The organism is Collimonas sp. OK607, assembly GCF_900111995.1.
GTDB lineage: Bacteria > Pseudomonadota > Gammaproteobacteria > Burkholderiales > Burkholderiaceae_D > Collimonas.
In genome coordinates this window covers 79,453-104,847 of the sequence record NZ_FOKF01000016.1, presented here as the reverse complement: position 1 = coordinate 104,847, position 25,395 = coordinate 79,453, and the positions used below count along the sequence as shown (strand labels likewise).

The window sequence follows — 25,395 nt, the reverse complement described above, 5'->3', positions numbered from 1 at the left end:
TTTGTGCCTCCTTCCTTGTCGAGGATGACCTTGCGCTGGTTGCCCGGCAACCGGATACGTTGGTTCACAACTGGCAAGTCATATAAACAGTATAGGTCACCGTGCGCGACATGGACATGCTGAGCACACCCCGGGCACATCGGCCTGCGCTGGATTGGAGTTTCTTAATTTGCAACTAATTATCTAAAGCGGGCCGTCGTCTGAACCAGCCGGCAAGAGACAGGCGGTCGCGTGTCGCCGGCAGTACTTCGTGCAGCATGTCAGCCGACAGGAACAGCACCAGCCGGCTACCTAGAGGTGAAATATCCTGCGCGCATTCGCCTTGCGGATGCAGACGCAAGGCGCCGCCTTGTTCCGGCAGCCAGTCGTGATTGAGATAGATGATGACCGACACCGTACGGCAGTCATCGTCGCGGAAACGGTCCAGGTGGGGCTGGTAGGAGGCACCTGGCGCGTAAAGGGCAAAGTGGCTTTCATACTCCACCAATCCCAGGAACAGCTCGCGGTTGAGCGCTATGCGCAGGTTCTCCATGATGAGCAGATAGCTGTCGCACGCCGGCGATTGTCCGGCTTTAAGCCAGAGAATCTGGTCGCCGCGGATATCGGTCCGTATTGCCTGCGCCGTCCCGCGACCTACGCTGGCAGCATTCAGGGCGCCGCTGGCTGCCAGCAAACGGCATTCGGCGGCCAGCTCCAGCGTCAGTTGCTCCGGCAGGAAAATGTTTTGCTGTGACCAGCCATGTTCGGCCAAATCATCGGCCAAATGCGGCTGCAGCGGCTCACTGAGGTACTCGGCTGAAACTGGGAACTCCGGAGACATCACAACCACTCTTTGCTGGAAAACGTGCATTAACTGCAAATCGTCAATAATCCAGGAGTGGTGCCGAAAGTGGCGCCAGGAGTGTTGTTTCAACGATGCCGCCATCAGCAGTTCGCGCAAGCGAATCGTGATGCTAACGAATCAGTGTAACACCGCGGCAGATTAATGCTTGCTGCAGCGTCAGACGAGTTTCAGGTGACCTTCAGGTCTCGCTCCATTGCCGCATCAGGTTGTGATAACAGCCGATCAAGGTGCGCCGCGCTTGTTCGTCGGCGTTGGTCTGGTTCAGTTTCTGGATAGCGTTATCCATGTCGAACAGCATGCTGCGTTGCGCGTCGTCACGCACCAGGCTCTGTACCCAGAAGAAACAGGCGGTGCGAACACCGCGTGTGATCGGCGTCACCTGATGCAAGCTGGTAGCCGGATAAATCACCATATCGCCAGCTGCCAGTTTTACCGAGTGCATGCCATAGCTGTCTTCAATCTGCAACTCGCCACCGTCGTATGAAGCCGGGTCCGACAAGAACAGGGTGGCAGAGATGTCGGTACGCAGCTTGCGGCCGTCATACGGATGGATCCGCACGCTGCCGTCGACGTGGGCACCGAAGGTCATGCCTTCGCCGTAGCGGTTGAACATCGGCGGATAGACCGTATTCGGCAGCGCTGCGCTGATAAAGCGCGGGTGGCGCTCCAATACCTCCAGAATGATCTGCTGGCATTGAAACGCCACTTCGGAGCGTTCGTCGATCTGCTGATTGAACTTGAGCGCCGCTCCCTGGTAGCCCGCCGTGACGCGGCCGTCGACCCACGCCGGTCCGGCCTGGTCTAGCAAGTTGCGCACAGCGTCGAGCTGCTGTGCGTTGAGCACTTCAGGAATGGCAATCAGCATAAGTTAATCTTCAAGACTAGGCGTCCCCGATTAAAAGCGATAGTTGGCCGACAGCATGGCGGTGCGGCCGTTGCCCGGCACCGCACGTCCGCCGTCGGACTGGATCAACGAATCGTAATACATCTTGTTGGTCAGGTTGAACAAATTCAAGCGTATATCGTATTTCGGCTGGGTATAAGCCACCGTTGCATCCCAACGCGTATAGCCGCCGACCTGCACGGTGTTGGTAGGGTTGGCGTAGCGTTGCGACATGTAAGTGGCGCCGCCGCCGACTTCCCAGTGCGGCGCAACCTTGTAGGTGGACCAGGTGGTCAGCGTATTCTTCGGCGTGTTGACCGGGATTTTGCCCAGCGTGCCGTCGAGTCCGGAAGACTGGATCACCTTGGCGTCCAGGTAGGTATAGCCAAGCGCCACTTGCCAATCCTTGGTGATGCTGCCGACGGCGCCGGCGCGTGCGCCATTGACCCTGACTGTGCCATCCAGCTCATACACGCCGGTGGTGATCTGGCTGCGCGCGTTCTCTTTCGTGATCTGGAAGATGGCCGAGTTGAGCGACAGCTTGCCGTTGAGCAGATCCCATTTGCCGCCCAGTTCGTAGGAACGGTTCTTTTCCGGATCGAGGTTTTGCTGGCCGGTGGTGCCGGTCAACTGTTCCAGCGAAGGGTTGAACGAGGTGCCGTAGGACAGGTAGTAAGACTGCGCGGCGCTTGGTTGCCAGATGCCGCCCGCGCGTACGCTGGTGAAGTTGACCGTCTGCCGGGCAGAGGCGAGGGCGGTGTTTTTGGCGGCCGCAGGCGCAGTGGTCGAATTCAGCGAATTGGTGATGCTGGCTATGTATCTGTCGAAGCGCAGGCCGCCGACCAGTTTGAATTCAGGCGTCAGCGTCACCGTGTCGTTGACGTAGGTGGCAATCGTGTTGGCGGAGCCGCCGGCACGGTTGCCGGCCTGGCTGGCGACATTGCTGCCGGCGGTGCTATAGCCCGGATTGACCAGCGGTACGCAGTCGTTGTAACCGGCTACCGTCGAGGCTGCATTCAGTGCCACGCCGTTGCAGCTGCCGTTGCGGTAGTAGCCTTGGTTGTCGTAACCGTCATGGCCGAGTTCAAGGCCCACCAGCAGTTCATGCTTGATGCTGCCGGTGCTGAGACTGGCCGACAGTTCGGTCTGGTTGAAAATCGAATAATCGCGAATGTCGCGGTCATGGCTTTGACCGCGCACGTACAAACTGCTCAACGGCAGTGCGCTGATGGCTGACGGCGTCAGCGCGGTAAAGCCGGCGGCGGAAACGGTGCCAATGGTGTTGGGCGCGGTTTCCACTGCACTGGTGCGGACATAGTTGAATTGCGTCTGGTTGCGCAACACGACGTCCGGCGTGATCTTGTGCCTGACCGTGGCGTTCAGCGCAGCAACATCCTGGTTGGTGTGGTCGCTGTTGAGGCCGTAGGCGGTATTGCGGTCGACAGGAGCAGGATGGCCGTTGAGCGGCGGCAGGCCGTAATCCGGCATGTCGTGATTGTGCTGCACCAGGGCCGACAAGGTAATTTCAGTCGGGGTGCCGATGCCGAATACATAAGAGCCGGCCAGGCCGAAATCCTGGACGTCGGTCTGGTCGCGCGTAGTGGCCTTGCCATTTTGCGCCATTGCCGAGAGGCGCAGTGCGGAAGTATCCGACAGCGGACGATTATAGTCGGCGGTGGTGCGGACCAGGCCATTGGTGGTAGCCGATGCCGAGACTTCCGTCGACGCATTCAGATTGGCTTTTTTGGTTACCTGGTTGATCACGCCGCCGGTAGAGCCGCGGCCGAACAGCATCGATGACGGCCCCATCAGCACTTCGACCTGATCGATGGCGAACGTGTCGCGATAGTACTGGCCGCGATCGCGGAAGCCGTCCAGGTAGATATCGGTGCGAGCGGAAAAACCGTTCAAATTAATGTTGTTGCCGATTTGGCCGCCTTCTGCGCCACCCAACGTAATGCCGGCAACGTTGCGCAGAGCGTCCGCCAGCGAACTCGCGCCTTGCGATTGCATCAGCGCCTTGTTCACCACAACCACCGATTGCGGCACGTCATGCAAGTCGGCCGACAGTTTGGTGAGAGAGGTGCCATTGGCGTTGAAATCGCCGCGGCTGCCTTCTACAGTCACTTCCTGCAGCATCGCTGGTGCGGCGTCGGCTTTAGGGGTAGGGGCTTGTTGCGCGTACAAAGGCAGGGGAGCGGCGAACACTGCGACCAGGGCAGCGGCAATCGGGTTAAGGCGGTTCATTGTTTTAGTTGTCAAAAAGGTTTGGCTTCGATGAGGAAGCAGAATTTTTGGCTGGCTACCGCGGCGTATGAACCCGTTTTGCTGGCTGCTATGTATAGCATTGTAAATGAGAGTGATTATGTAATCGATTCTTATTTAGATTTAATTGGTGGAGGCGATTATAAATGAGATTCAATGTGAATTAATAGTTGAACTAGTAGGGGAATTATAAAAAACGACTGATAAGCAACAGCTTGTCATATTTCCTATTGTTTCCATTTTTGGCCAAATCAAGCAGGTGATTATTGATGTGGCGGCAAATATCATTTGACGATGTATGTATTTTTCGCAACAAAGTATGCGTGCATAGTACGTCTTTCGTCTTATCTTCCATTTCTTCCATTAATCGGTTCCCATTCAACCCAAAGGATATCCATGACTATCAGCATCCCTAACATCGGCCTCGGCACCTTCCGCTTGAAGGACCAAGTGGTGATCGACTCGGTCCGCACCGGCATCGAGGTCGGTTATCGTCATATCGATACCGCGCAGATCTACGGCAACGAAGCAGAGGTCGGGCAAGCGATTGCAGAAAGCGCGGAACATGGTACGGCGCGCGATGAGTTGTTCGTTACCACCAAGATCTGGATCGACAACCTGGCGCACGATAAGCTGATTCCCAGCTTGAAGGAAAGCCTGCGCAAGTTGCGGCTGGAGCAGCTGGATCTGACGCTGATCCACTGGCCGTCGCCAAACGATGCAATCCCGGTCGCGGATTACATGGCGGCGCTGGCCGAAGCCAAGGCGGCGGGATTGACCAAGCTGATCGGCGTATCCAATTTCACCAACGCCCAGTTGACCCAAGCCATCGCGGCTGTCGGTGCGGCGGAGATTGCGACCCAGCAGGTTGAGATTCATCCGTTCTTGCAGAACCGCAAGGTGGTGGAGTTTGCCCGCAGCCACGGTATCCATATCACGGCTTATATGCCGCTAGCCTATGGCAAGGTGATGCAGGAACCGGTGATTGCGCGCATTGCCGAACGGCATCAGGTAAATCCGGCGCAGATCGCCCTGGCATGGGCGCTGCAGCAAGGCTTCGCGGTGATTCCATCGTCCACCAAGCGTGCCAATCTGGAAAGCAACCTCAAGCTGCAGGGCATCGTGCTGTCGGCTGAGGACATGGCGCAGATCGCCGGTCTGGAGCGTAACGAGCGGCTGGCCAATCCGGACGGTCTGGCGCCGGTTTGGGATTGATGTCACAAACATCGCCAACGTCGCAAAAACAGTAACTGTTTAATCTATTCAAGGAAATACCATGCGTATCAATTTACCCGGCAAAGTAGGATTCGGCACCGCTCCCTTGGGCAACATGTTTCGCGATATTCCGCCTCAGGAAGCGCTGGATACGGTAGAAGCTGCGTGGCAGAACGGCATACGCTATTTCGACGCCGCGCCCTTTTACGGTGCAGGCCTGGCGGAATTGCGCCTGGGCGAAGCATTGGCCACGCACCCTCGCGATGAATATGTGTTGAGCACCAAGGTCGGGCGTTTGATCCTGGATGAGGTTGAAGACACCCGCACCCGCGATATGGGCGAGAAGGGCGGTTTGTTCGTACATGGCTTGCCGAACAAGGTCATCTACGACTATTCCGCCGACGGCACCCTGCGTTCGATTGAAGATAGCCTGAAGCGCTTGCGCACCGACCGCATCGACTATGTCTGGATTCACGACATCGCCCAGGATTTCCATGGTGAAAACTGGCGCGAAGTGTTCGATGTCGCCATCAATGGCGCAGCAAAGGTATTGACGCGTTTACGCGAGGAGGGCGTGATCAAGGGCTGGGGTTTGGGGGTGAATCGGGTTGAACCTTGCGTGCTGGCCTTGCAGCAAGCCGATCCCGATGGTTTCCTGCTGGCAGGACGCTACACTTTGCTCGACCACCAGCATGCGTTGGAGCAACTGATGCCAGCCTGCCAACAACGCGGCGCCGGGATTGTTGTCGGTGGGCCTTACAACTCCGGTATCCTGGCTGGCGGCGCGCATTTCGAATATCAGAAGGCTATGCCGGAAATGACAGAGCGGGTCCGGCAGCTCCAGATTGTCGCCACGCAATTCGATATCGACCTCAAGGCTGCGGCATTGCAGTTTTCGCTGGCCCATCCGGCGGTCGCGGCGGTGATCCCGGGCGCCAGCCGGCCTGAACGCATAGCAGAGAACCTGGCGTTGGCGGAAGCGCATATTCCTGCCGAGTTCTGGTTGGCGCTGCGCAAACAAGGTTTGGTCGCGGCCAATGCACCGGTGCCAACGCCGTTGCAAAATGAGTGACTTGCCATAAAGCATCTCAATCGATTGCGCCTGATTCGTGTTCAGCAAACGCGTCGGGCCAAAGATTGGTAAATTAGGGGGAAAAGAAGCGTATGGCTGCACCTCGTCATCAGCTTAGAATGCGGAGACAGATCTGATTTCAATCGATAGCAATCTTCAGGGATGATTCTCATGCAAAACAAGATAATGACTTTGGCATTGCAGGGCGGCGGTTCTCACGGCGCGTTTACCTGGGGCGCCCTGGACCGCCTGCTGGAAGATCCCAGGATCGAGATCGAGGGCATCAGCGGCGCCAGCGCCGGCGCCATGAACGCGGTGGCGCTGAGTTACGGCTTGGCCATCGGCGGCCGCGACGGCGCGCGGCAGGCGCTGGCGGATTTCTGGGATAGCGTCAGCACCAGGGATCTCTATAGTTTCATGCGGCCGGACGCACTGAGCGAGGCCGGGATCGCCGCGCAGGCGACTTCGTCGGCGTTGCTGAAACACATGTTTTCGGTGACCAGGATGTTTTCACCGTATCAACTCAACCCGTTTGATCTGAACCCTTTGCGCGATATCCTTAGCAAGCAGATTGATTTCGAGCGTTTGCGTGCAGAGGGTAAAGTCAAGCTGTTCATCGCTGCAACCCAGGTCAGCACCGGCCGCTTGCGCATATTTCGGAATAGCGATCTGACGCAAGATGCTTTGCTGGCTTCGGCCTGCCTGCCATCGATGCACCACGCGGTCGAGATCGACGGCGAGGCCTATTGGGATGGCGGTCTGACGGCTAATCCGCCGATCTTTCCTTTACTGCATTTGTGTAATTCGCCCGATATCCTGGCGGTGTTGCTGCATCCTTTTCGCCGTCCGCTGACTCCCACCGGCACCGACGAAATCGGCCAACGCTTGAGCGAGATCAGTTTCAGCTCCACTTTTTTTACCGAACTGGGCGGGTTGGCGTTGGCCAAGCGCGAAACCGAGGCCGATCCCGAGGCGCGTGGCAAAATGCATGAGCGGCTCAAGGAATTGCGCATCCATGTGATCGATTCGGATGCGCTGATGAGCCAGCTGAGCGTTGCCAGCAAGCTGAATACCAAAGCGTCTTTCATCCATGCCTTGCGCGACGCCGGCCGTACACGCGCCGAATACTGGCTGACGGAGAAATTTTCCGGCGCCGAACCACAATCCAATTTCAATCTCGAGCAGTTTTTAGCTTAATTTATTGCTCAATTCTTTGCTTAAATTTCCAGGTTAGTGTGCACACATGCAAATGAAAGTATCCCGTTCTGAATTCCTTCCGCTGCGCGGTCAGCGTTATCACATACGTCATTGGGGTCGTGCCGGCGCTCCGAAAATTTTCATGATGCACGGCTGGATGGACGTATCCGCCTCATTTCAATTCGTGGTCGATTGCCTGCAGCACGACTGGCATGTGATCGCACCGGACTGGCGCGGTTTTGGCCTGACCGAGGGGCCGCCGGTGGACAGTTACTGGTTTCCCGATTACCTGGCCGACCTCGATATCATCTTGCAGCACTATTCAGCCGATGCGCCGGTCAATTTGCTCGGACACAGCATGGGCGGCTACGCGGTAGGGCTGTATGCGGGCACCCGGCCGCAACGGATCAAGGCGCTGATCAACCTGGAGGGATTCGGCGGCGAACATCTGCCAGCCGAACTGGCGCCGAAGCGTTATGCCAAATGGCTGGATCAGCTGGCCGAAGCGGCTGCCTTGCAGAGTTATCCGGACCTGGCCGCAGTGGCCGCGCGCTTGCAGAAAACCAATCCACGTTTAAGCGATCAGCGCGCGGCATTCCTGGCTGCGAACTGGTCGCGCCAGAATGATTTGGGACGATGGGAAATCCTGGCCGATCCCGCTCATAAAATCATCAATCCGGTGTTGCCGAGAGTGGAGGAGATGCTGGCCTGCTGGCGCGCCACCACGGCGCCGGTGCTATGTATCGAGGCGGAACATACCAACATGTGGCAGTGGATGGGCGGCAAGGAAGTGATGCGCGACCAGATCGACAGTCGTATCGCACAGCTGCCAAAGGCCAGGAGTGCGGTCATCGCGGATGCCGGACACATGCTGCATCATGACCAGCCGCAGGCGCTGGCGGGTTTGATTGAACAGTTCCTGCTAGAGACGTCCGAGCACAATCGGCCTGACTGACTGTATTTTTGCGGTAGCAATCAAGCCACGCTGAAACAACATGAGCAGCTTAGTGACTATCTTCAAAAGCATTGATCAGCCTGATCATGCTTTCCATGCGAGATTGTTCGTGCGGCGTTGTCCGGCGATTCCAGAGGATATCGAATTCGACCACGGTCAGGTGATATTCAATTTCGTCTAGTTCGCTCATGTCGCCTGCAGTGGCGTCGTCCATTTGTTTTTCTGGCTGTTTCTCTAGCTCGTTCTCAAGCTCGTTCTCAAACATATGCACCTCCTGATACGCAGATCAATATCAAATTTTCGACAGAAGCTTATGCAATAGTTCCTTCAATTTCCTGTTTCCGATCAGTGCGCCGCCGAAGTGTCGGCAACGCGTTTCGGCTTGGGTGCGAACCACACGGCGGTTGCCGCCAGCAAGAATGAAAATGCCGCCAACACAAAAATATGATTAGTCGACAGCATGATGCTTTGCGACTGCAAGGTCTGCTCGATGCTGGCGCGGGCCTGGTCGATGCTCATGCCGGACTGGATCAGCGAATTGCTGGCGTCGCCGGCCTGGTCGACCAGGCTCGCCAGTTCGGAATGATAATAAATCGCCTTGTTTTCCCAGCCGGTATTCACCAGCGAAGTGGCGATGGCGCCGGACATGGTGCGGCAAAAACTCATCAGGCCGGCCGCCGAAGCCGTCTCTGAGAAATCGACGCTGCTCAACGCTAGTCCGGTCAAAGGCACGAAGAACAGCGGCATGCCGATCCCTTGCAGCAGCAGGGGCCAGCCGATCTGGAAAGTAGTCATGTCGGTGGTATTGAAACTGCGCATTAAAGTCACCGTTCCCAGCCATAGTACGCCGATGCATACCAGCTTGCGCGGATCTACCTTGGTCGACAATTTTGCGACAAAGGGCGCGGTCAGGACCGCCAGGATGCCGCTCAGGGCGGTGGTCTGGCCGGAGTGGGTGGCGGTATATCCCATATAGCCCTGCAGCCACAGCGGGGTCAGCACGGTGGCGCCGAAGAACGCGCCGAACGCCAGGCAGATGGTGATTACGCTAGCCGAATAGCCGCGGTGCCGGAACACGCGCAGGTCGACCACCGGATTGCGCTCGGTCAATTCCCAGATGAGGAAGGCAATGAAGCCGATCGCGGCAATCAGCGCCAGCGCGACGATTAGAGGCGAGGCGAACCAGTCTTTTTCCTTGCCCTGGTCCAGCATCAGCTGCAAGGCGGCGACCCAGACTATCATCAGCCCCAGGCCGACTTTATCGATGGGTACTTTTACCAGCGACGATTCGTAGGGCTTGAACATCTTCCAGCCCAGATAACCGCACAGCAGCGCTACCGGGACATTGATGTAGAAAATATAGGGCCAGCTGTACTGGTCGCACAGCACGCCGCCAAGTATCGGGCCGGCAATCGGCGCAATCAAGGTCGTCATGGCCCACAAGCCGACCGCCGTCGGTGCTTTTTCCTTGGGGAAGACGCGCAACAGCAAAGTCTGCGACAACGGAATCAACGGTCCGCCGGCCAGTCCTTGCAGCACGCGGAAGGCGATCAGCAAGCCCAGCGAATTGGCCAGGCCGCACAGGGCCGAGAAGATGCCGAACATGACCATCGAGGTGATGAATACCCGCACCGCACCGAAGCGATTGGCGAGCCAGCCCGTGAGCGGCACGGTAATCGCTTCCGCCACAGCATACGAGGTAATCACGTAGGTGCCCTGGCTGGACGATGCGCCGAGCGCGCCTGAGATGGTCGACACCGAGACATTGGCGATGGTGGTGTCGAGTACTGCAATAAAATTGGCGGCGGCCAGCAGCAGGCCGGCGCCGATCAGTTGCGCACCGGCCAGGGGCTTGATCGGTAGCTCTGAATGTGAGGAAGACATGATCTGCTTTCTTATTGTTTTTACATGCGAGCGGTCTGCGCGGTCCGCACGGTCTCTCTACCGCGCGTATCGATCGACACTTCCATCGACAAGCCGACGCTCAAGGGGCGTTCAATCAATTCCTTACGGTCGATTGAAATCCGGACCGGCAGGCGCTGTACTACCTTGATCCAGTTGCCGGTGGCATTTTGTGCAGGAATCACCGCAAACGCCGAACCGGTGCCACCCGACAAGCCGACCACGGTGCCGTGGTATTCGACCGAGCTGCCGTAGATATCAGCGCTCATGGTGACCGGTTGCCCCAGTTGTACCTGCGTCAGCTGGCCTTCCTTGAAATTTGCGTCAACGTGCATCGACCGGGTCGGCACCACCGACAACAGCGCAGTACCGGCTTGTACCCGCTGGCCAATCTGGACCTGGCGGCGCGCTATCACACCGTCGACCGGTGCGCGCAATACAGTGCGCTCCAGGTCGAGTTTGGCCTGGTCGCGCTTGGCCCGCGCCAGTGCGACTTCCGGATTGGTGTCGACGGTGGTGTTTGCCGTCAGCACGGTACTGGCTTGTTGCGCGCCGATGGTCGCGTTGCGATTGCTTTTGGCCTGGATGGCGCCGGCTTCAGCCACTTTCATGTTGGCCTGCGCCGTCAATAGCGTGCTGCGGGCGTTGGTCAGTTCTTCGCCCGAGACCGAACCTGACTTGGCGAGCGCTTCACGCCGGTGCAGATCGAGTTCGGCGCGTTGCAGGTCAGCCTGTGCCGACAACACTTGCGCCGCCGCGCGGTTTTGATCCGCCTCACGCGACAACACCTGGGCCGCCAGTCCGGCGTCGTTGGCGAAGTAGCTCTGTACGCGGCGCTGGGCGCGGTCCAGATCTGCCTCTGCCTGCATCAGCGCCAGCTTGGCGTCGCTGCTGTCTATCACTACCAGCACGTCACCCTGTTTCACGGATTGGGTATCGACCACTTTGACGTCGGCTACGATACCGCTGACAGCCGGCGTGATCTGGGCGATTTCGGCGGCGGTATAAGCATTGTCGGTGCTGACGTAACGCGAACCTATGAAGTGCCAGTAGATGAAGTAAGAAATACCGGCAACCAGGATGGCGCCGCCAAGTATGGCGAACAGTTGCTTGCGTTTTTGCTGACTGGCTTGCTGTTCGTCCTTGACGATGGCTTCGGTGGATGCGAGTTCTTGGGTAGCCTGAGAATCGGAATGTGACATTTTTTACCTATCGTGTTGATCAGATTGCAGCTTGCCGGTAGCCGCCGCCCAGCGCCCGCACCAGTTCCACATCCAACGAGAACATGCGTGAGCGCAGCGTCGACAGGTCGCGCTGGTTAGTTAGGAAGGTGTCTTGCGCATTGAGCACGTCGAGGTAGGTTGCCAGCCCGCCCTGGTAGCGGTTCTGGGCGATCTGGAACGCGGCTGCGGCGGCATCGGCCGCTTCCTGTGTTTTGGCCAGCCGTCCCGACAGCGCCTTTTTGCTGACGCCGACATCCGCCACATCCTGCAGGGCCTGCGTCACGGCGCTGTCGTAATTGGCGACGGCTTCATCGTAGCTGCCGCTGGCCTGGCGATATTGTCCGCGCAGGCGGCCGCCTTCAAAAATCGGCAGGGAAATCGCCGGGCCGATGCTGCCGATATCGGAGCCGGCCTTGGTCAGCATTCCCAGTCCCAGCGACTGAAAACCGAGATAGGCAGTCAGGTTGACGTTGGGGTAGAACTGCGCCTTGGCTACCTTGATCTGTTTGGCGGCGGCTTCTGCACGCAAGCGCGCGGCAACCACATCCGGCCGCCGTCCCAGCAGATTGACCGGCAATTGCTGCGGCAACGTAAATGGCTTGGAGAGATCGAGGACCGGGCGTTTCAATTGCAAACCGCGGTCCGGTCCGGCGCCGACCAGGGCGGCGATCTTGTTGCGCTGCAGGGAAATCGACTCGTCCAGGCTCAGCAGATCTGCTTCAGCGCTCGCTTTGCGCGCCAGTACTTGCTTGACGCTGCCCAGCGTTTCCAAACCGTTAATGCGGCGTTGTTCGAACAAATCAAGGGTTTGTATCCGTACCTGCAGCGCCTCTTGCACGGTGTCGTGCTGGCTCAGCAGGCGCTCGAATTCGGCGTAGGCGGCGGCAATCGAGGTTGCCAGCGCGATCCTGGCCTGGGCGGCATCGGCCTTGGCGGCTTCCAGATCGGAAGTGGCGGCAGCCAGCGCCGCGCGGTTTTTTCCCCAGAAATCGATTTCATAACTGAGGTTCAGCGTGGCCTGGCCTTCAACGTTGTAGTTTTGCGGCACGAACTCTGCCGGCACGCCGTTGTTGTAGCTTTGCTTCACATAGTCCGCCGACGCGTTGGCGCTGACTTGCGGCAGCAGGGTGGCGCCTTGCTGCTGGGCGACGCCTTGCGCTTTCAGCAGGCGCGCCTGGGCCGCTGCCAGCGACGGCGCGCCTTTCAAGCCTTCCGCGATCAAGGCATCCAGTTGCTGGTCGCCATAAATCGTCCACCAGTTGTCGTCGGGCCAACTGATGGCATTGCCTGCCAGCCGCTGACCGGTTTGATAACTGTTGACGTCTTTGGGCTCGGCGCGCGGGCCGATTTCAGAGAATGGGGCGCAGCCGCTGATGCTCAGCGCCAGCACGCACATGCTGGCGATACCGCGCAGGGCGAGAGCGGCGCGGGGTGAAGCACGAAGATGTGGATGTGACATGAAAGTTATCCGTTGATTATCAGTCCCGGTTTTTGTTTTAACTGAACTGTACGGTATAGTATAGTATTGACTTTTCCGCGTCGTCAAGTAAAACTGCGGTACCTGAACCAGGGCAGTTTTTTTACAACAGTGGCGCGGCAAGTTGCCGCCGGCGCCACGGACAGGCGAGGACAAGGAAAAAGTAATGCGCGTGAAAAGTGAAGAACGACGACAGGCGATCCTGGATACTGCAGAGCAGATGTTTAATGAGGTGGGATTCGATCGAACGTCGATGTCGGAAATGTCGGCGCGCCTGGGTGGCTCGAAGGCGACGCTGTATAACTACTTTTCATCGAAAGAAGAAATTTTTGTTGAGGTCATGCGGCGGCAGGCCGGGGCGCAATTTGAAATGACTTTCGGTAGCCTGGCCGAGTCGGATGATTTGCCTGCCACCTTGCAGCGGTTCGGGATGCTGTATCTGCAGACGGTATTGCGGCCGGAGATAATTGCTGCGCGACGCCTCGTCCTTTACCACGCCGAGCGTACCAAGCTCGGACAGATGATGTATGAGCGCGGACCGAAAATGGGTTGGACCATGGTTGCCGAATTCCTCAAAACCGCGATGGCCAGAAAACAAATGCGCGAAGCCGATGCCTGGCTCGCCGCATTGCAGCTGCGCGGGCTGCTCGAAGCAGAGTGGATGGAAGTCAGGATGCTTGGTGTCGTCACCAACGTGCCGGCGACCAAGCTGCGCGATTCGGTGGAACGTGCGGTCGATGCGTTCATGCGGCTCTATGCGCCTTGAAGGTCGCCTGCTGACGCGCCTGTGGCGACCCGGAGATATCTAGCGGGCAAGTAAATGTGCGTTCGCAGCATGGGCATCCCAAGGAGCGTACAATTGCAGCATGACTGCTGCCTTCCCTGTACGGACTATTGATGTTGAACGTTGACCTCCATTGCCATTCCAATGTTTCCGACGGCACTTTGGCGCCGATGGAAGTGGCTGCGCGCGCCAAGGCGAATGGCGTCGATATCTGGGCGCTGACCGATCATGATGAAGTAGGCGGCATCAGCGAAGCACGGGCGACGGCTGCGGCACTTGATTTGCAGTATGTGGCCGGGGTCGAGATCTCGATTACCTGGGCTTGCCAGACCATCCATATCGTCGGTTTGCAGATCGATGAAACCAATCCCGAGCTGGTGCAAGGGCTGATCGCAACCCGCGGCGGCCGTGAACGGCGCGCGCATGAAATGGCGGCGCAGCTGGCGACGGTGGGAATTCCCGATGCGTTCGAAGGTGCTTTGAAGCATGTCGGCAATCCCGATCTGATATCGCGTACCCATTTTGCCCGCTATCTGGTCGAAATCGGCCGTTGCGCCGATACCAGTGAAGTATTCCGCAATTTCCTGACGGAGGGCAATCCCGGTTATGTACCACATCGCTGGGCCTCGCTGGAACAGGCGGTGCGCTGGATTCGCGGCGCCGGCGGTGTGGCGGTAGTGGCGCATCCGGGGCGTTATAAATTGAGCGATCTGGCTTTCGACGCCTTCTTCAACGAGTTCAAGCAACTCGGCGGCGCTGCGATCGAGGTCATGACCGGCAGCCATACGCCAGACCAATACGCTTATTACGCCAAGGTCGCCGCCAACTATGGTTTCCTGGCCTCGCGGGGCTCCGATTTCCATAGCCCGGCCGAGTCGCGGGTTGATCTTGGCGCCTTGCCGCCTTTGCCTGACAATGTCACGCCGGTCTGGCACAACTGGTAATTCTGTAACCGGGAATTCTGTAATTCCGCAAGCATAACGACTCCCTCTGTTCCTCTCGATTGCCCCTGCATCAGCAGCGTCACCTGCTGCGTCGCAGCATAGTTACTCCCTTTGCATGTCTATGATTCTGTACTACTCTGAAAGAGAGCCTGCAGCTGTGTGTGTCGCAGCAAGGTCTTGCCATATCCGCAACGACGGTGTGGTTGTTGGTTATTGCCTTTCAGGAGGTCATCATGGAACTTCACATGCATTCGCATCACCTGGAGAATCGCTTGCCAGACTGGCCAGCTGCAGCCGTCTCCGGTTTTGCCGCCGGTGCGGTCGTGATGGTGCTGGAACTGCTTTGGTCGACTCTGTTCATGGATACCAGCCCCTGGATCACATCGCGCATGGTCGCCGCAATCGTCCTCGGACCGGATACGATGCAGGCAGGCACTTTCAGTGTCGGCGTGGTGGCGGTGGCCCTTGCCACCCATTACGTGCTGGGCATTGTTTTAGGCCTGATTCTGGCCACCATCATTGCACCTTTCCACTTTGACTCCAGCGTCGGCATGATATTGCTGACCGGCGCTGTGTTCGGCCTGGCCGTCTACCTGTTCAATTTTTACGGCATGGCCCGCTTCTTCTCATGGTTTGCTGACATGCGCGGCTGGGCGACTGTGGTTGCCCATTTGATTTTCGGTATGACGGCGGCAATCATTTACTGGAAGCTGGAACGGCCGATTGGACAATAACTGCGCAATAACTGCGCACCGGCTAATCTAGGTTGTCAGCGGATCAGGATTTCGATCCTGATCCGCGTGGCAATCTGCTGGCCGGATCGCGTTGTCGCGTGTTATTGGATTGAATCGCTGCCGTCTGTAGCGATCAAAGGGTAGTCTTCATTGCGTCTAAGTCGCTGCTGCGAGCATTGCTTGCAGGGGAGAGGATAGCTATGGCCATGGCTGTTGTACTCGTCTTGATGGTGGTCGCCTCGCTGCTGTTTCATTTTCTCAGCCCGTGGTGGTTAACCCCGCTGGCATCGAACTGGCGGCAAATGGACGATACACTGACCATTACGCTGGTCATCACCGCTATTTTCTTCGTCGTTATCAATCTTTTCATCGTCTACACGCTGCTGCGCTTTCGTCATCGCGAAGGGCGGCGCGCGGCCTATCAGCCCGACAACAAGAAACTCGAACGCTGGCTGATTGTCGCCACCAGCATCGCCATCATGGGCTTGCTGGCGCCTGGTCTGTTTGTCTACGCGGCTTACGTCACGGTGCCGGCGAATGCGCGGGATGTCGAGGTCATCGGCCAGCAATGGCAATGGCGGTTTCGGTACCCGGGCGCCAGCGGCAAGCTGGGACGTTCCAGCATCGACCTGATCAGCGCCGCCAATCCGTTCGGACTGGATCCTGCCGATCCCGCCGGCCAGGATAATGTGCTGGTCAATAACAATGAACTCCACCTGCAAATCAACCAGCCGGTCAGGATGCTGTTGCGGTCGCTGGATACGCTGCACGATTTTTACGTGCCGCCGTTCCGTGCGCGTATGAACATGGTGCCGGGCATGGTGACTTCATTCTGGTTCACGCCGGACAAGATCGGCCGCTATGAAGTCTTGTGCGCCCAATTGTGCGGCGTCGGCCACGCTGGCATGCGTGGTTATGTCGTAGTGGAGGACGCTGCGAGTTTTCAAAAATGGCTGAAAGCGCAACCGACGTTTGCCCAAACCATGGCGCCACCTGCTCTTGTGGCGCAGGCGGTTGCTGCAGCGGGCGCCGTCACTGCAGCTCCGGCTGGCGATGCGCTGGTCGCGCAGGGCAAGGCGGTGGCTGAATCCAAAGCCTGTGTTGCCTGCCATACGGTGGATGGCAGTCCCCGCGTAGGACCGACATGGAAGGGATTGTTCGGTAAAACCGAAACCATGGAGAACGGCGCCACTGCATTGGTGGATGAAGCTTACCTGAAGAATTTCATTCGCAATCCGCAGGCGCGCGTGGTCAAGGGCTTTGCACCGATGATGCCGAAAATCGAGATGAGCGATACCGAACTGGAGGCGCTGGTGGCTTACATCAAATCCTTCGGTACGCCGCCCGCAGTCCAGTCTACGCAGCAGGCACAGAAATCCGCTCCATAACGTCAATCGAGGAACGCCATGGCCTACACCGACGACAGCGCGCACCATGCACCACAAGGCTTCTTTCGGAAATACGTATGGAGCCAGGACCACAAGGTGATTGCGATCCAGTACGCCAGCGTCGCCATCCTGGCCGGCCTGGTGGGGGTAGGGCTGTCGAACCTGATGCGTTTGCAACTGGGTTTCCCCGGAAAATTCGCTTTTATCGATGCACCGCATTACTACCAGTTCATGACCATGCACGGCATGATCATGGTGATCTACCTGCTCACCGCACTGTTCCTCGGCGGTTTCGGCAACTACCTGATTCCATTGATGGTGGGCGCGCGCGACATGGCTTTTCCTTACCTGAACATGTTGAGTTTCTGGGTTTACCTGGTCTCTGTGATTGTGCTGATGAGCAGTTTTTTCGTGCCGGGCGGGCCTACCGGCGCCGGCTGGACCTTGTATCCGCCGCAGGCAATCCTGCCGGGCACGCCGGGCTATGAGTGGGGCATCATCCTGATGCTGGTATCGCTGTTGATCTTTATCGTCGCCGCCACCATGGGCGGCTTGAATTACGTCACTACCGTGCTGCAACTGCGCACCGAGGGCATGACATTACTGCGCATGCCGCTCACCGTATGGGGGATTTTCGTTGCCACCATCCTGGCGCTATTGGCTTTTCCGGCCCTGTTCGTCAGCGGCATCATGATGCTACTGGATCGCACGCTCGGCACCAGCTTCTTCATGCCGGCGCTGGTGTCGATGGGCCAGGTCACCGCATACAAAGGCGGCAGTCCCTTGCTGTTCCAGCACTTGTTCTGGTTTTTCGGTCATCCCGAGGTGTATATCGTGGCCTTGCCGGCGTTCGGCATTGTGTCGGACCTGATCAGCGTGCATGCGCGCAAAAGCATTTTCGGTTACCGCACCATGGTGTGGGCGATTCTGGCGATCGGGGTGCTGAGCGTGGTGGTGTGGGCGCATCATATGTTCGTCAGCGGCATGAATCCGTACTTCGGTTTCTTTTTTGCTACCACCACGCTGATCATTGCAGTGCCCACCGCGATCAAGGTTTACAACTGGGTGCTGACGCTGTGGAACGGCGATATCCACCTGACGGTGCCGATGTTGTTTGCGCTGGCTTTCATCAGTACCTTTCTGATCGGCGGCCTGACCGGACTGTTTCTCGGCAACGTGAGCGTCGATATCCCGCTCTCGAATACCTATTTCGTGGTGGCGCATTTCCACATGGTGATGGGTGTGTCGCCCTTGCTGGTGATTTTTGGCGGGATTTACCACTGGTATCCGAAGGTAAGCGGCCGCATGCTTGACGAGCGGTTGGGGAGGGTGCATTTCTGGATCACTTTCCTCGGCACCTATGCGATCTTCTTTCCCATGCATTATCTCGGCATTCTTGGCATGCCGCGCCGTTACTACGTCTTCGAGGGCTATAAATTCATTCCCGATTCGGCGCAATCGCTGAACACCTTCATCACCGTAGTTGCCTTGGTGGTGGCGACGGCCCAACTGTTGTTTATCTTCAATCTGATCTGGAGCGTCTTTCGCGGTAAACCGGCCTCGCCGAATCCATGGCGCGCCGCATCACTGGAATGGCAGACACCGGACACTCCGCCTACCCACGGCAACTGGGGACTGCAATTGCCGGTGGTATATCGCGGCGCATACACCTATAGCGTGCCGGGCGCGCCACAAGATTTCATTGCGCAAAATGCGCCACCGGTAGCGGGAGATGCCGAATCGCGCATCGCTAAGGAGGCATTGGCATGATTGACATGACTCAAGCCGCTATTTTGAAACCGCCGGCGGGCGGTTACCTGCAGCCAGGATACGGACTGGCCGGCAATCAGCGTAGCGACGCTGTCAGTGTCGCCTTGTGGTTGTTCATGGGGGTCGCGACCGCATTGTTCCTGCTATTCCTGGCAGCGTACGTGATGCGCATGGACGCCAATGACTGGTCGCCGCTGGCGATGCCCTGGCAGCTTTGGCTCAGTACTTCCATGCTGGTGCTGTCCAGTGTTTTGTTGCATTTTTCCGCGGTCGCTGCGCGCGAATTGCAAGTGAAACGCACGCGTACTTTGCTGACCGCCGCAGGTGTCTGCGGTTTTGCGTTCCTGTGCGTGCAATGGTGGGGGTGGCAAGTTCTGATGAATATGCATGTGACGGCCAGCGGTAATCCAGCCGCCAGTTTTTTCTATTTGCTGACAGCTATGCATGGACTCCATGTGGCAGGCGGACTGGTGGCCTGGGGGCTTACCGCGAATACTGCGTGGCGGCCAGACCGGCACCGCCTTGCCTGGCGCGTTCGGCTATGCGCGCGTTACTGGCATTTCCTGCTGGCAGTCTGGGTAGTGTTGTTTGCTGCGCTGGGTTGGCTGACACCGGAACTGGTACGGCTGGTTTGCGGCACGCGTTGACTGCGTTGCCATAAAGGAGAATGTATGAGCACGACAACTGCGCCATCGCCTGCAACAGCGCCTGTCCTTGGCCGCTGGCGGCAACTGGTGGCGGACTGGTCCTCGGACCGGCAGGCGTTCCAGGTATCGTGGGGCAAGGCCATGATGTGGATCTTCCTGCTGTCCGATACGTTCATCTTCAGCTGCTTCCTGATCGGCTACATGACGGTGCGCATCTCCAGCACCATTCCCTGGCCCAATCCGAGCCTGGTGTTCGGCCTGAAGATCGGCTCGACCGAAGTACCGCTCTTGCTGATCGCCATCATGACCTTCGTGCTGATCAGCAGTAGCGGCACGATGGCGATGGCGGTCAATTTTGCTTATCGCCGCGAACGCGTAAAGGCGGCCATCCTGATGATCGTCACCGCCTGCTTTGGCGTGTGCTTTGTCAGCATGCAGGTATTCGAATGGAGCAAGTTGATTTTGCAGGAAGGCGTGCGTCCCTGGGGTAATCCGATGGGCGCGCCGCAATTCGGCTCGACCTTTTTCATGATCACAGGTTTCCACGGCTTGCACGTGACTGCGGGCGTGATCTACCTGATTACGGTGGCTGTGCGGCTGCTGAAGGGCCGCTATGACGAAGTTGGCAAGACCGGCGGGAATTACCAGATTGTCGAAATCGCCGGTTTGTACTGGCACTTCGTCGATCTGGTCTGGGTTTTCATTTTTGCCTTGTTCTATCTCTGGTAGGTGCGCTCATGACTTCCGCCACAGGACAACAACATCCGATCAGCCTGTATCTCAAGATATGGGGCCTGCTGTTCGTGCTAAGCACGCTTTCCTATCTGGTCGACTACTTTAACTTTCACAGTTACCTGCGCTGGACCTTGATAATAGTCTTGATGCTGATGAAGGCGGGGCTGATCGTCGCCTTCTTCATGCACATGGCCTGGGAACGGCTGGCGCTGGTGTTTGCCATCCTGATACCGCCGCTGTGCCTGCTGGTGCTGGTGGGTTTGATGGCGACCGAAGCCGACTACACGTTCCTCACCAGGCTTTTGTTCTTCCGCTGAAGACTGCTGGCCAGACGCCGGAATTTAAGCCAGCAGCAGCCAGGCAATCAGCGCCGACAAAACCAGGAAAGGAAAGGAGTACAGGTGAAAGCGTAGCCACAGATGGCGCTCCGGCGCCATGCGCAGAGCGATGATATTGGCCAGCGACCCGATCGCCAGGCCGAAGCCGCCGGCGTTGACGCCGTAAGCGATCACCTTGTAAGCATTGGAATAATTCACCAGCAAGATAGTGGCCGGAACATTGCTGATGACCTGAGAGCCGAGCAGAGCCGTCATAAATAGCTCAAACCGGGAAAAATGCGGAATCGCCGCCACCCAGTCCTGGATGAAATGCAGCTGCGTCAGCAAGCGGATGTCGATGAACATCAGGATAAACACCAGCAGCAGGCTCCAGTCGACTTTGGCGATGATTTCACGACAGAATAATAGCGCCGCAGCCGCTACGCCCAGCAAGCCCCAGCCAGGATGCCCCAATTCCACCGACGCCACGAAGGCCAGGTAGAGCAGCCCGCAAGTTCGCAGCAAGCCGACCCGATAAGAGGCAGGATTATCTTCCAGCTCAACATGTATGGTTTGTTTGGGGAAACAGAACCAGGTCGCCAGCAGTAATAGCAAAAAAATCGCAAGGGCCAGCGGCGCCATTTGCCAGGTGAAGCTGGCAAAGGATAGATGCGAGCGTTGCCACAGCAGGATGTTTTGCGGATTGCCGATCGGCGTCAGTAATGAACCGGCATTCACCGCCAATGCTTCAAAGATGACCAGGCGGCCGATCGGCAAGCCGCTGATGCTACCGAGGCCGACGGTCAGGGGCACCATGATGAACAACGCGATGTCGTTGGTCAGCACGGTTGACAGCAGGGCCGACGCCGACACCAGGAAGATGGCCAGCACGCGTTCCTGCCGCAGCCGGTTGATGATGGTCCGTCCCAGGTGTTCAAGGTAGCCGCTGACTTCGATGCCAGTGGTCAGCAGCAGCATGCCGGCCAGTGTCGCGATGGTGTTCCAGTCGACCCAGGTCCGGTATTCCGTGAATGGTTGCGGTGAAAGGATGGATAGAATGATGGCGGCGATCAGCAACAGGTGCATCAGGCGATCGCGTAGAAACGGCCGGCTGATTTGACGGATGAAAGAGGGCGGGGTGGCTGGTTCAGTGATTTCAAGCATGCAAGTTTCTTGATGGATGTGTGAAGCGATCGTTTTGTTGTGAAAATATTATTTAAATGTGCTGTTTTGACAGGCCGCCAGTCTGGCATAATTGTCCTCTCAACCCTCGCAGCTCTTGAAATTTGCGTCGGCGACCTTATTTTAAAGACACTTCTTTCCCATTCCGGAGTTTTCTACATGAAACGTATTTTCTTGTTCCTCGCCACCAATATCGCTGTGATGCTGGTGATGAGCGTCGTTTTGTCGTTGCTGGGCGTGGACCGTTTCCTGACACGCGCCGGCCTTAACCTGCCGATGCTGGCGGTGTTTTCACTGGTGGTCGGTTTCACCGGTTCGATTTTCTCACTGCTGATCAGCAAGCAGATGGCGAAATGGTCGACCGGCGCCCGCATCATTACCACACCGTCCAATTCGACCGAGCTGTGGCTGGTGGATACCGTGACCAAACTGGCGCAACGTGCCGGCATCGGCATGCCAGAGGTAGCAGTGTATCAGGGTGATCCGAACGCGTTTGCCACCGGTGCTTTCAAGAATTCGGCGTTGGTCGCGGTTTCCACCGGTCTGCTGGAAAGTATGACCAAAGAGGAGGTCGAAGCGGTATTGGGCCATGAAATCGCCCACATCGCCAATGGCGACATGGTGACCATGACCTTGATCCAGGGTGTGGTGAATACTTTTGTGGTGTTCCTGTCGCGCGTCATCGGTTATGCTGTCGATCGCGCTTTGTCGCGTGGCAACAATGATGGCCCTGGCATCGGTTACATGGCGACTGTGCTGGTATCGCAGATCGTGCTGGGGATAGGCGCATCGATGATCGTCGCCTGGTTTTCGCGTCATCGCGAGTTCCGCGCAGATGCAGGTTCCGCCAAGTTGCTCGGCAGTGCGTTGCCGATGCAACGGGCGCTGGCCAGGTTGGGTGGCGTTGCGCCGGCGACACTGCCAGAATCGATGGCTGCGCTGGGCATCAATGACAAGCCAGGTTTCATGGCACTGTTTTCCAGTCATCCTCCGATTGAACAACGTATTGCAGCGTTGCGCGATCCACAAGCGACGGCTTTGTAATACAGCCTTGTAATTTCTTATAGTACGCAAGGCGGCGCTAGTCTCAAGGCTAGCGCCGCTTTTCATTTTTAGATTTAAAATAGCGAGCCATGAGCCAGTTTTTCCAAATTCATCCAGACAATCCGCAGCTGCGGCTGATCAAGCAGGCGGTGCAAATTATCCAGGCCGGCGGTATCGTCGCGTTGCCGACGGATTGCTGCTATGCGCTGGTCTGCCAGCTGGACAACAAGGATGCAGTCGAACGCGTCCGGCGTATTCGCGGCGTCGACGACAAGCATCATCTGACCATGCTGTGCCGCGACCTGAGCGAGATTTCGCTGTACGCCAAGGTTGATAACCGCCAGTTCCGCCAGCTGAAAAGCGCAACGCCGGGCGCTTATACCTTCATCCTGGAAGCGACCAAAGAGGTGCCGCGCCGCCTGAGCCATCCGGCGCGCAAGACCATCGGCCTGCGTGTGCCGCAGCACAGTATCGTGAGTGCGGTACTGGAAGAGCTCGGGCAGCCGTTGATCGGCACCACCTTGATTTTGCCGGGTGAAGAACATGCCTTGACTGATCCGGAAGAAGTGCGCGATCAACTGCAAAAGCAAATTGAACTGGTGATCGATGGCGGCGCCTGCAGCCTGGAGCCGACCACGGTGATCGACCTGACCGGCGACGAACCGGAACTGATACGCCAGGGACGTGGCGATGCCGGTTTGTTTGGTTTGTGACAGTTGGAAAGTTGGATTGTTAGCCAGCGGTAAGGGCAGTGTTCCCGATATTCGATACTTTGCCTTTATTGTCTCTTTGAAATTTCCCCGCCCGATACAGCCAGCTTGCGGCGCTTTTGTCGCCTGCTTCATCGTGCCTTAGCGCCCTCTGATAGAATCCCGCCCATGAATGATCTTATCCAAACCGTCGCAGTGTATGCCTTGCCGGTGCTGTTCGCGATTACGCTGCATGAAGCCGCGCATGCCTACGCCGCCAGGTATTTCGGCGATTCCACTGCCTACATGATGGGCCGCATGAGCCTTAATCCGATCAAGCACGTCGATCCGTTCGGCACCATCCTGATCCCGATATTGCTGTATTTCTCTACCGGCGGCGCCTTCCTGTTCGGTTATGCCAAGCCGGTGCCGATTAATTTCGGCCAGTTGCGCAAGCCCAAGCGCGACATGGCCTGGGTCGCGCTGGCGGGCCCGGCGGCGAACTTCGTGATGGCGCTGATCTGGCTGCTGGTGCTGATCGGGCTAAAGGTGTTTCTGCAGCAGGGCGAGCAAGATTTCTTTGTCTTGATGGCACGCGCCGGCATCCTGACCAACCTGGTGATGTTCGCCTTCAACCTGTTTCCGATCCCGCCGTTGGACGGCGGCCGCATCCTGACCAGTTTGCTGCCGAATAAATACGCCTACAAATTCGCACAGATCGAACCGTATGGTTTCTTCATCGTGATGGCGCTGGTGCTGCTGAAAGTATTGTATTTCTGGATGACGCCGGTAATGACGATTGCCAGTAGCGCCCTGCAATTGATCGTGTCGCCGCTGCTATTCTTGTTAAACTGAAGTTGATCCCATTTTATTCTGACCGCTCACACTAACTATGTACCCTGACCGCGTTGTTTCTGGTATGCGCCCGACTGGCGCTTTGCATCTTGGCCATTATCACGGCGCTTTGAAAAACTGGGTGAGGCTGCAATCCGAGCTGCCTTGCCTGTTTTTTGTCGCCGACTGGCATGCATTGACCACCCATTACGACGATCCCAGCCAGATCGAAACCAGTACCTGGGATATGTTGATCGACTGGCTGGCGGCTGGGGTCGATCCCTCGCAAGCCACGCTGTTCATCCAATCCAGGGTGCCGGAACACGCTGAACTGCATTTGCTGCTGTCCATGGCAACGCCGCTGGGCTGGCTGGAGCGGGTGCCAACCTACAAGGATCAACAGGAAAAGCTCGCCGACCGCGACCTGGCGACCTACGGTTTCCTCGGTTATCCGCTGCTGCAGGCTGCCGACGTGCTGATTTACCGCGCCAGCCAGGTGCCGGTGGGTGACGACCAGGTGCCGCACATTGAAATGATGCGTGAAATTGCGCGTCGTTTTAACCATCTGTACGGCAAGGAAAAGGGCTTTGAAGAAAAAGCCCAGGAAGCCGTCAAGAAGCTGGGTAGCAAGCGCGCCAAGCTCTACAACGAGCTGCGCACCGAATTCCAGCAGGAGGGCAGTGAAGACGCGTTAGGGCAGGCCAAGGCCATGCTGGACGACGCCCAGAACCTGTCGATGATAGATCGTGAACGCTTGTTCGGTTTCCTGGAGGGTAGCCGCAAGCTGATTCTGACGGAGCCGCAAGCGCTGCTGACTGAATCTTCGCGTTTGCCGGGGCTGGACGGCCAGAAGATGTCGAAGAGCTATGGCAATGCCATCGCCCTGCGCGAAGACAAAGATGTGGTTACCAAAAAAGTCCGCACCATGCCGACCGATCCGGCGCGCGTACGCCGCACCGATCCCGGCGATCCGGACAAATGCCCGGTATGGCAATTCCATGTGGTGTATACCGACGATGCAACCCGGGAATGGGTCACCAAGGGCTGCCGTAGCGCGGGCATTGGTTGCCTCGAATGCAAGCAGCCGGTGATCGATGCCATCATCAAGGAACAAGAGCCTATGCACGAACGCGCCCAGCAGTATCTTGACGATCCGTCACTGGTGCGGGCGATTGTGGCAGACGGTTGCGATCATGCACGCAAGCTGGCGCAGGATACGATGCGCGATGTGCGCGAGGCGATGGGCTTGAGTTATAGCTAAGATCCTCATGGCCGAAATTGGAATATCCGCTCT

General features: G+C 57.6%; 24 protein-coding genes. 16 read left to right on the top strand and 8 right to left on the bottom strand.

Going from position 1 to position 25,395, the window contains the following annotated elements:
- Positions 1-175 precede the first annotated feature (175 nt).
- The 3 genes from BM029_RS12965 to BM029_RS12955 all read right to left on the bottom strand — a co-directional run bounded on the left by BM029_RS12965 (position 176) and on the right by BM029_RS12955 (position 3,974).
- Positions 176-763 (bottom strand): 2OG-Fe(II) oxygenase, encoded by a 588-nt coding sequence (locus BM029_RS12965; protein ID WP_244545032.1) that lies wholly within the window; start codon positions 761-763, stop codon positions 176-178.
- Positions 764-1,022: 259 nt separating this feature from the next.
- On the bottom strand, positions 1,023-1,709 hold the full coding sequence (locus tag BM029_RS12960) for a Fe2+-dependent dioxygenase (protein ID WP_092436621.1): 687 nt from the start codon (positions 1,707-1,709) through the stop codon (positions 1,023-1,025).
- A gap of 30 nt (positions 1,710-1,739) precedes the next feature.
- Positions 1,740-3,974: a TonB-dependent receptor gene (locus BM029_RS12955; RefSeq protein WP_170851067.1), complete on the bottom strand. Its 2,235-nt coding sequence runs from the start codon at positions 3,972-3,974 to the stop codon at positions 1,740-1,742.
- Between the two features lie 414 nt (positions 3,975-4,388).
- Here BM029_RS12955 and dkgB point away from each other — a divergent pair, with 414 nt between their 5' ends.
- The 4 genes from dkgB to BM029_RS12935 all read left to right on the top strand — a co-directional run bounded on the left by dkgB (position 4,389) and on the right by BM029_RS12935 (position 8,431).
- A complete protein-coding gene (gene dkgB / locus BM029_RS12950) occupies positions 4,389-5,207 on the top strand; it encodes a 2,5-didehydrogluconate reductase DkgB (RefSeq protein WP_092436618.1) in 819 nt (272 codons plus the stop codon).
- 61 nt (positions 5,208-5,268) lie between these two features.
- On the top strand, positions 5,269-6,279 hold the full coding sequence (locus tag BM029_RS12945; protein ID WP_092436617.1) for an aldo/keto reductase: 1,011 nt from the start codon (positions 5,269-5,271) through the stop codon (positions 6,277-6,279).
- Positions 6,280-6,450: 171 nt separating this feature from the next.
- Positions 6,451-7,476 carry a patatin-like phospholipase family protein gene (locus tag BM029_RS12940; protein ID WP_092436640.1) on the top strand — a complete coding sequence of 342 codons (1,026 nt, stop codon included), beginning with the start codon at positions 6,451-6,453 and terminating at the stop codon, positions 7,474-7,476.
- 52 nt (positions 7,477-7,528) lie between these two features.
- Entirely contained in the window at positions 7,529-8,431 is a 903-nt protein-coding gene (locus tag BM029_RS12935) for an alpha/beta fold hydrolase (RefSeq protein ID WP_092436615.1), read from the top strand.
- A gap of 49 nt (positions 8,432-8,480) precedes the next feature.
- On the opposite strand, the gene BM029_RS12930 is transcribed toward BM029_RS12935, so the two are convergent.
- The 4 genes from BM029_RS12930 to BM029_RS12915 all read right to left on the bottom strand — a co-directional run bounded on the left by BM029_RS12930 (position 8,481) and on the right by BM029_RS12915 (position 13,015).
- Complete coding sequence (locus BM029_RS12930) at positions 8,481-8,696, bottom strand: hypothetical protein (protein WP_092436614.1); 216 nt, start codon at positions 8,694-8,696, stop codon at positions 8,481-8,483.
- Between the two features lie 80 nt (positions 8,697-8,776).
- Complete coding sequence (locus tag BM029_RS12925) at positions 8,777-10,315, bottom strand: DHA2 family efflux MFS transporter permease subunit (RefSeq protein WP_092436612.1); 1,539 nt, start codon at positions 10,313-10,315, stop codon at positions 8,777-8,779.
- Between the two features lie 20 nt (positions 10,316-10,335).
- Positions 10,336-11,535: an HlyD family efflux transporter periplasmic adaptor subunit gene (locus BM029_RS12920; RefSeq protein WP_092436611.1), complete on the bottom strand. Its 1,200-nt coding sequence runs from the start codon at positions 11,533-11,535 to the stop codon at positions 10,336-10,338.
- Between the two features lie 19 nt (positions 11,536-11,554).
- Positions 11,555-13,015 carry an efflux transporter outer membrane subunit gene (locus tag BM029_RS12915; RefSeq protein WP_170851066.1) on the bottom strand — a complete coding sequence of 487 codons (1,461 nt, stop codon included), beginning with the start codon at positions 13,013-13,015 and terminating at the stop codon, positions 11,555-11,557.
- 184 nt (positions 13,016-13,199) lie between these two features.
- On the opposite strand from BM029_RS12915, the gene BM029_RS12910 reads away from it, so the two are divergent.
- The 8 genes from BM029_RS12910 (at position 13,200) to BM029_RS12875 (ending at position 20,352) form a co-directional block, all read left to right on the top strand.
- Positions 13,200-13,799, top strand: a complete 600-nt coding sequence (locus BM029_RS12910) for a TetR/AcrR family transcriptional regulator (protein ID WP_092436609.1) — start codon at positions 13,200-13,202, stop codon at positions 13,797-13,799.
- 131 nt (positions 13,800-13,930) lie between these two features.
- Complete coding sequence (locus tag BM029_RS12905) at positions 13,931-14,761, top strand: 3',5'-nucleoside bisphosphate phosphatase (protein ID WP_092436608.1); 831 nt, start codon at positions 13,931-13,933, stop codon at positions 14,759-14,761.
- A 233-nt stretch (positions 14,762-14,994) separates the two neighbouring features.
- Entirely contained in the window at positions 14,995-15,495 is a 501-nt protein-coding gene (locus BM029_RS12900) for a hypothetical protein (protein WP_092436606.1), read from the top strand.
- A gap of 200 nt (positions 15,496-15,695) precedes the next feature.
- Positions 15,696-16,883, top strand: a complete 1,188-nt coding sequence (locus BM029_RS12895) for a cytochrome c oxidase subunit II (RefSeq protein ID WP_092436605.1) — start codon at positions 15,696-15,698, stop codon at positions 16,881-16,883.
- 18 nt (positions 16,884-16,901) lie between these two features.
- A complete protein-coding gene (gene ctaD / locus BM029_RS12890) occupies positions 16,902-18,653 on the top strand; it encodes a cytochrome c oxidase subunit I (RefSeq protein WP_092436603.1) in 1,752 nt (583 codons plus the stop codon).
- A 5-nt stretch (positions 18,654-18,658) separates the two neighbouring features.
- Positions 18,659-19,300, top strand: a complete 642-nt coding sequence (locus tag BM029_RS12885) for a cytochrome c oxidase subunit 3 family protein (protein WP_092436636.1) — start codon at positions 18,659-18,661, stop codon at positions 19,298-19,300.
- A gap of 24 nt (positions 19,301-19,324) precedes the next feature.
- Positions 19,325-20,029 carry a heme-copper oxidase subunit III family protein gene (locus BM029_RS12880; RefSeq protein WP_092436601.1) on the top strand — a complete coding sequence of 235 codons (705 nt, stop codon included), beginning with the start codon at positions 19,325-19,327 and terminating at the stop codon, positions 20,027-20,029.
- A gap of 8 nt (positions 20,030-20,037) precedes the next feature.
- Positions 20,038-20,352, top strand: a complete 315-nt coding sequence (locus BM029_RS12875; RefSeq protein WP_092436599.1) for a cytochrome C oxidase subunit IV family protein — start codon at positions 20,038-20,040, stop codon at positions 20,350-20,352.
- A gap of 24 nt (positions 20,353-20,376) precedes the next feature.
- On the opposite strand, the gene BM029_RS12870 is transcribed toward BM029_RS12875, so the two are convergent.
- Complete coding sequence (locus BM029_RS12870) at positions 20,377-21,516, bottom strand: SLC13 family permease (protein ID WP_092436597.1); 1,140 nt, start codon at positions 21,514-21,516, stop codon at positions 20,377-20,379.
- Between the two features lie 177 nt (positions 21,517-21,693).
- Between BM029_RS12870 and htpX the strand changes: the two genes are divergently transcribed.
- The 4 genes from htpX (at position 21,694) to BM029_RS12850 (ending at position 25,362) form a co-directional block, all read left to right on the top strand.
- Positions 21,694-22,578 carry a protease HtpX gene (gene htpX, locus BM029_RS12865; protein WP_092414378.1) on the top strand — a complete coding sequence of 295 codons (885 nt, stop codon included), beginning with the start codon at positions 21,694-21,696 and terminating at the stop codon, positions 22,576-22,578.
- Positions 22,579-22,667: 89 nt separating this feature from the next.
- Positions 22,668-23,291 (top strand): L-threonylcarbamoyladenylate synthase, encoded by a 624-nt coding sequence (locus BM029_RS12860; RefSeq protein ID WP_092414377.1) that lies wholly within the window; start codon positions 22,668-22,670, stop codon positions 23,289-23,291.
- Positions 23,292-23,456: 165 nt separating this feature from the next.
- Positions 23,457-24,122, top strand: a complete 666-nt coding sequence (locus tag BM029_RS12855; protein ID WP_092436595.1) for a site-2 protease family protein — start codon at positions 23,457-23,459, stop codon at positions 24,120-24,122.
- 37 nt (positions 24,123-24,159) lie between these two features.
- Positions 24,160-25,362 (top strand): tryptophan--tRNA ligase, encoded by a 1,203-nt coding sequence (locus BM029_RS12850; protein WP_092436593.1) that lies wholly within the window; start codon positions 24,160-24,162, stop codon positions 25,360-25,362.
- Positions 25,363-25,395 lie beyond the last annotated feature (33 nt).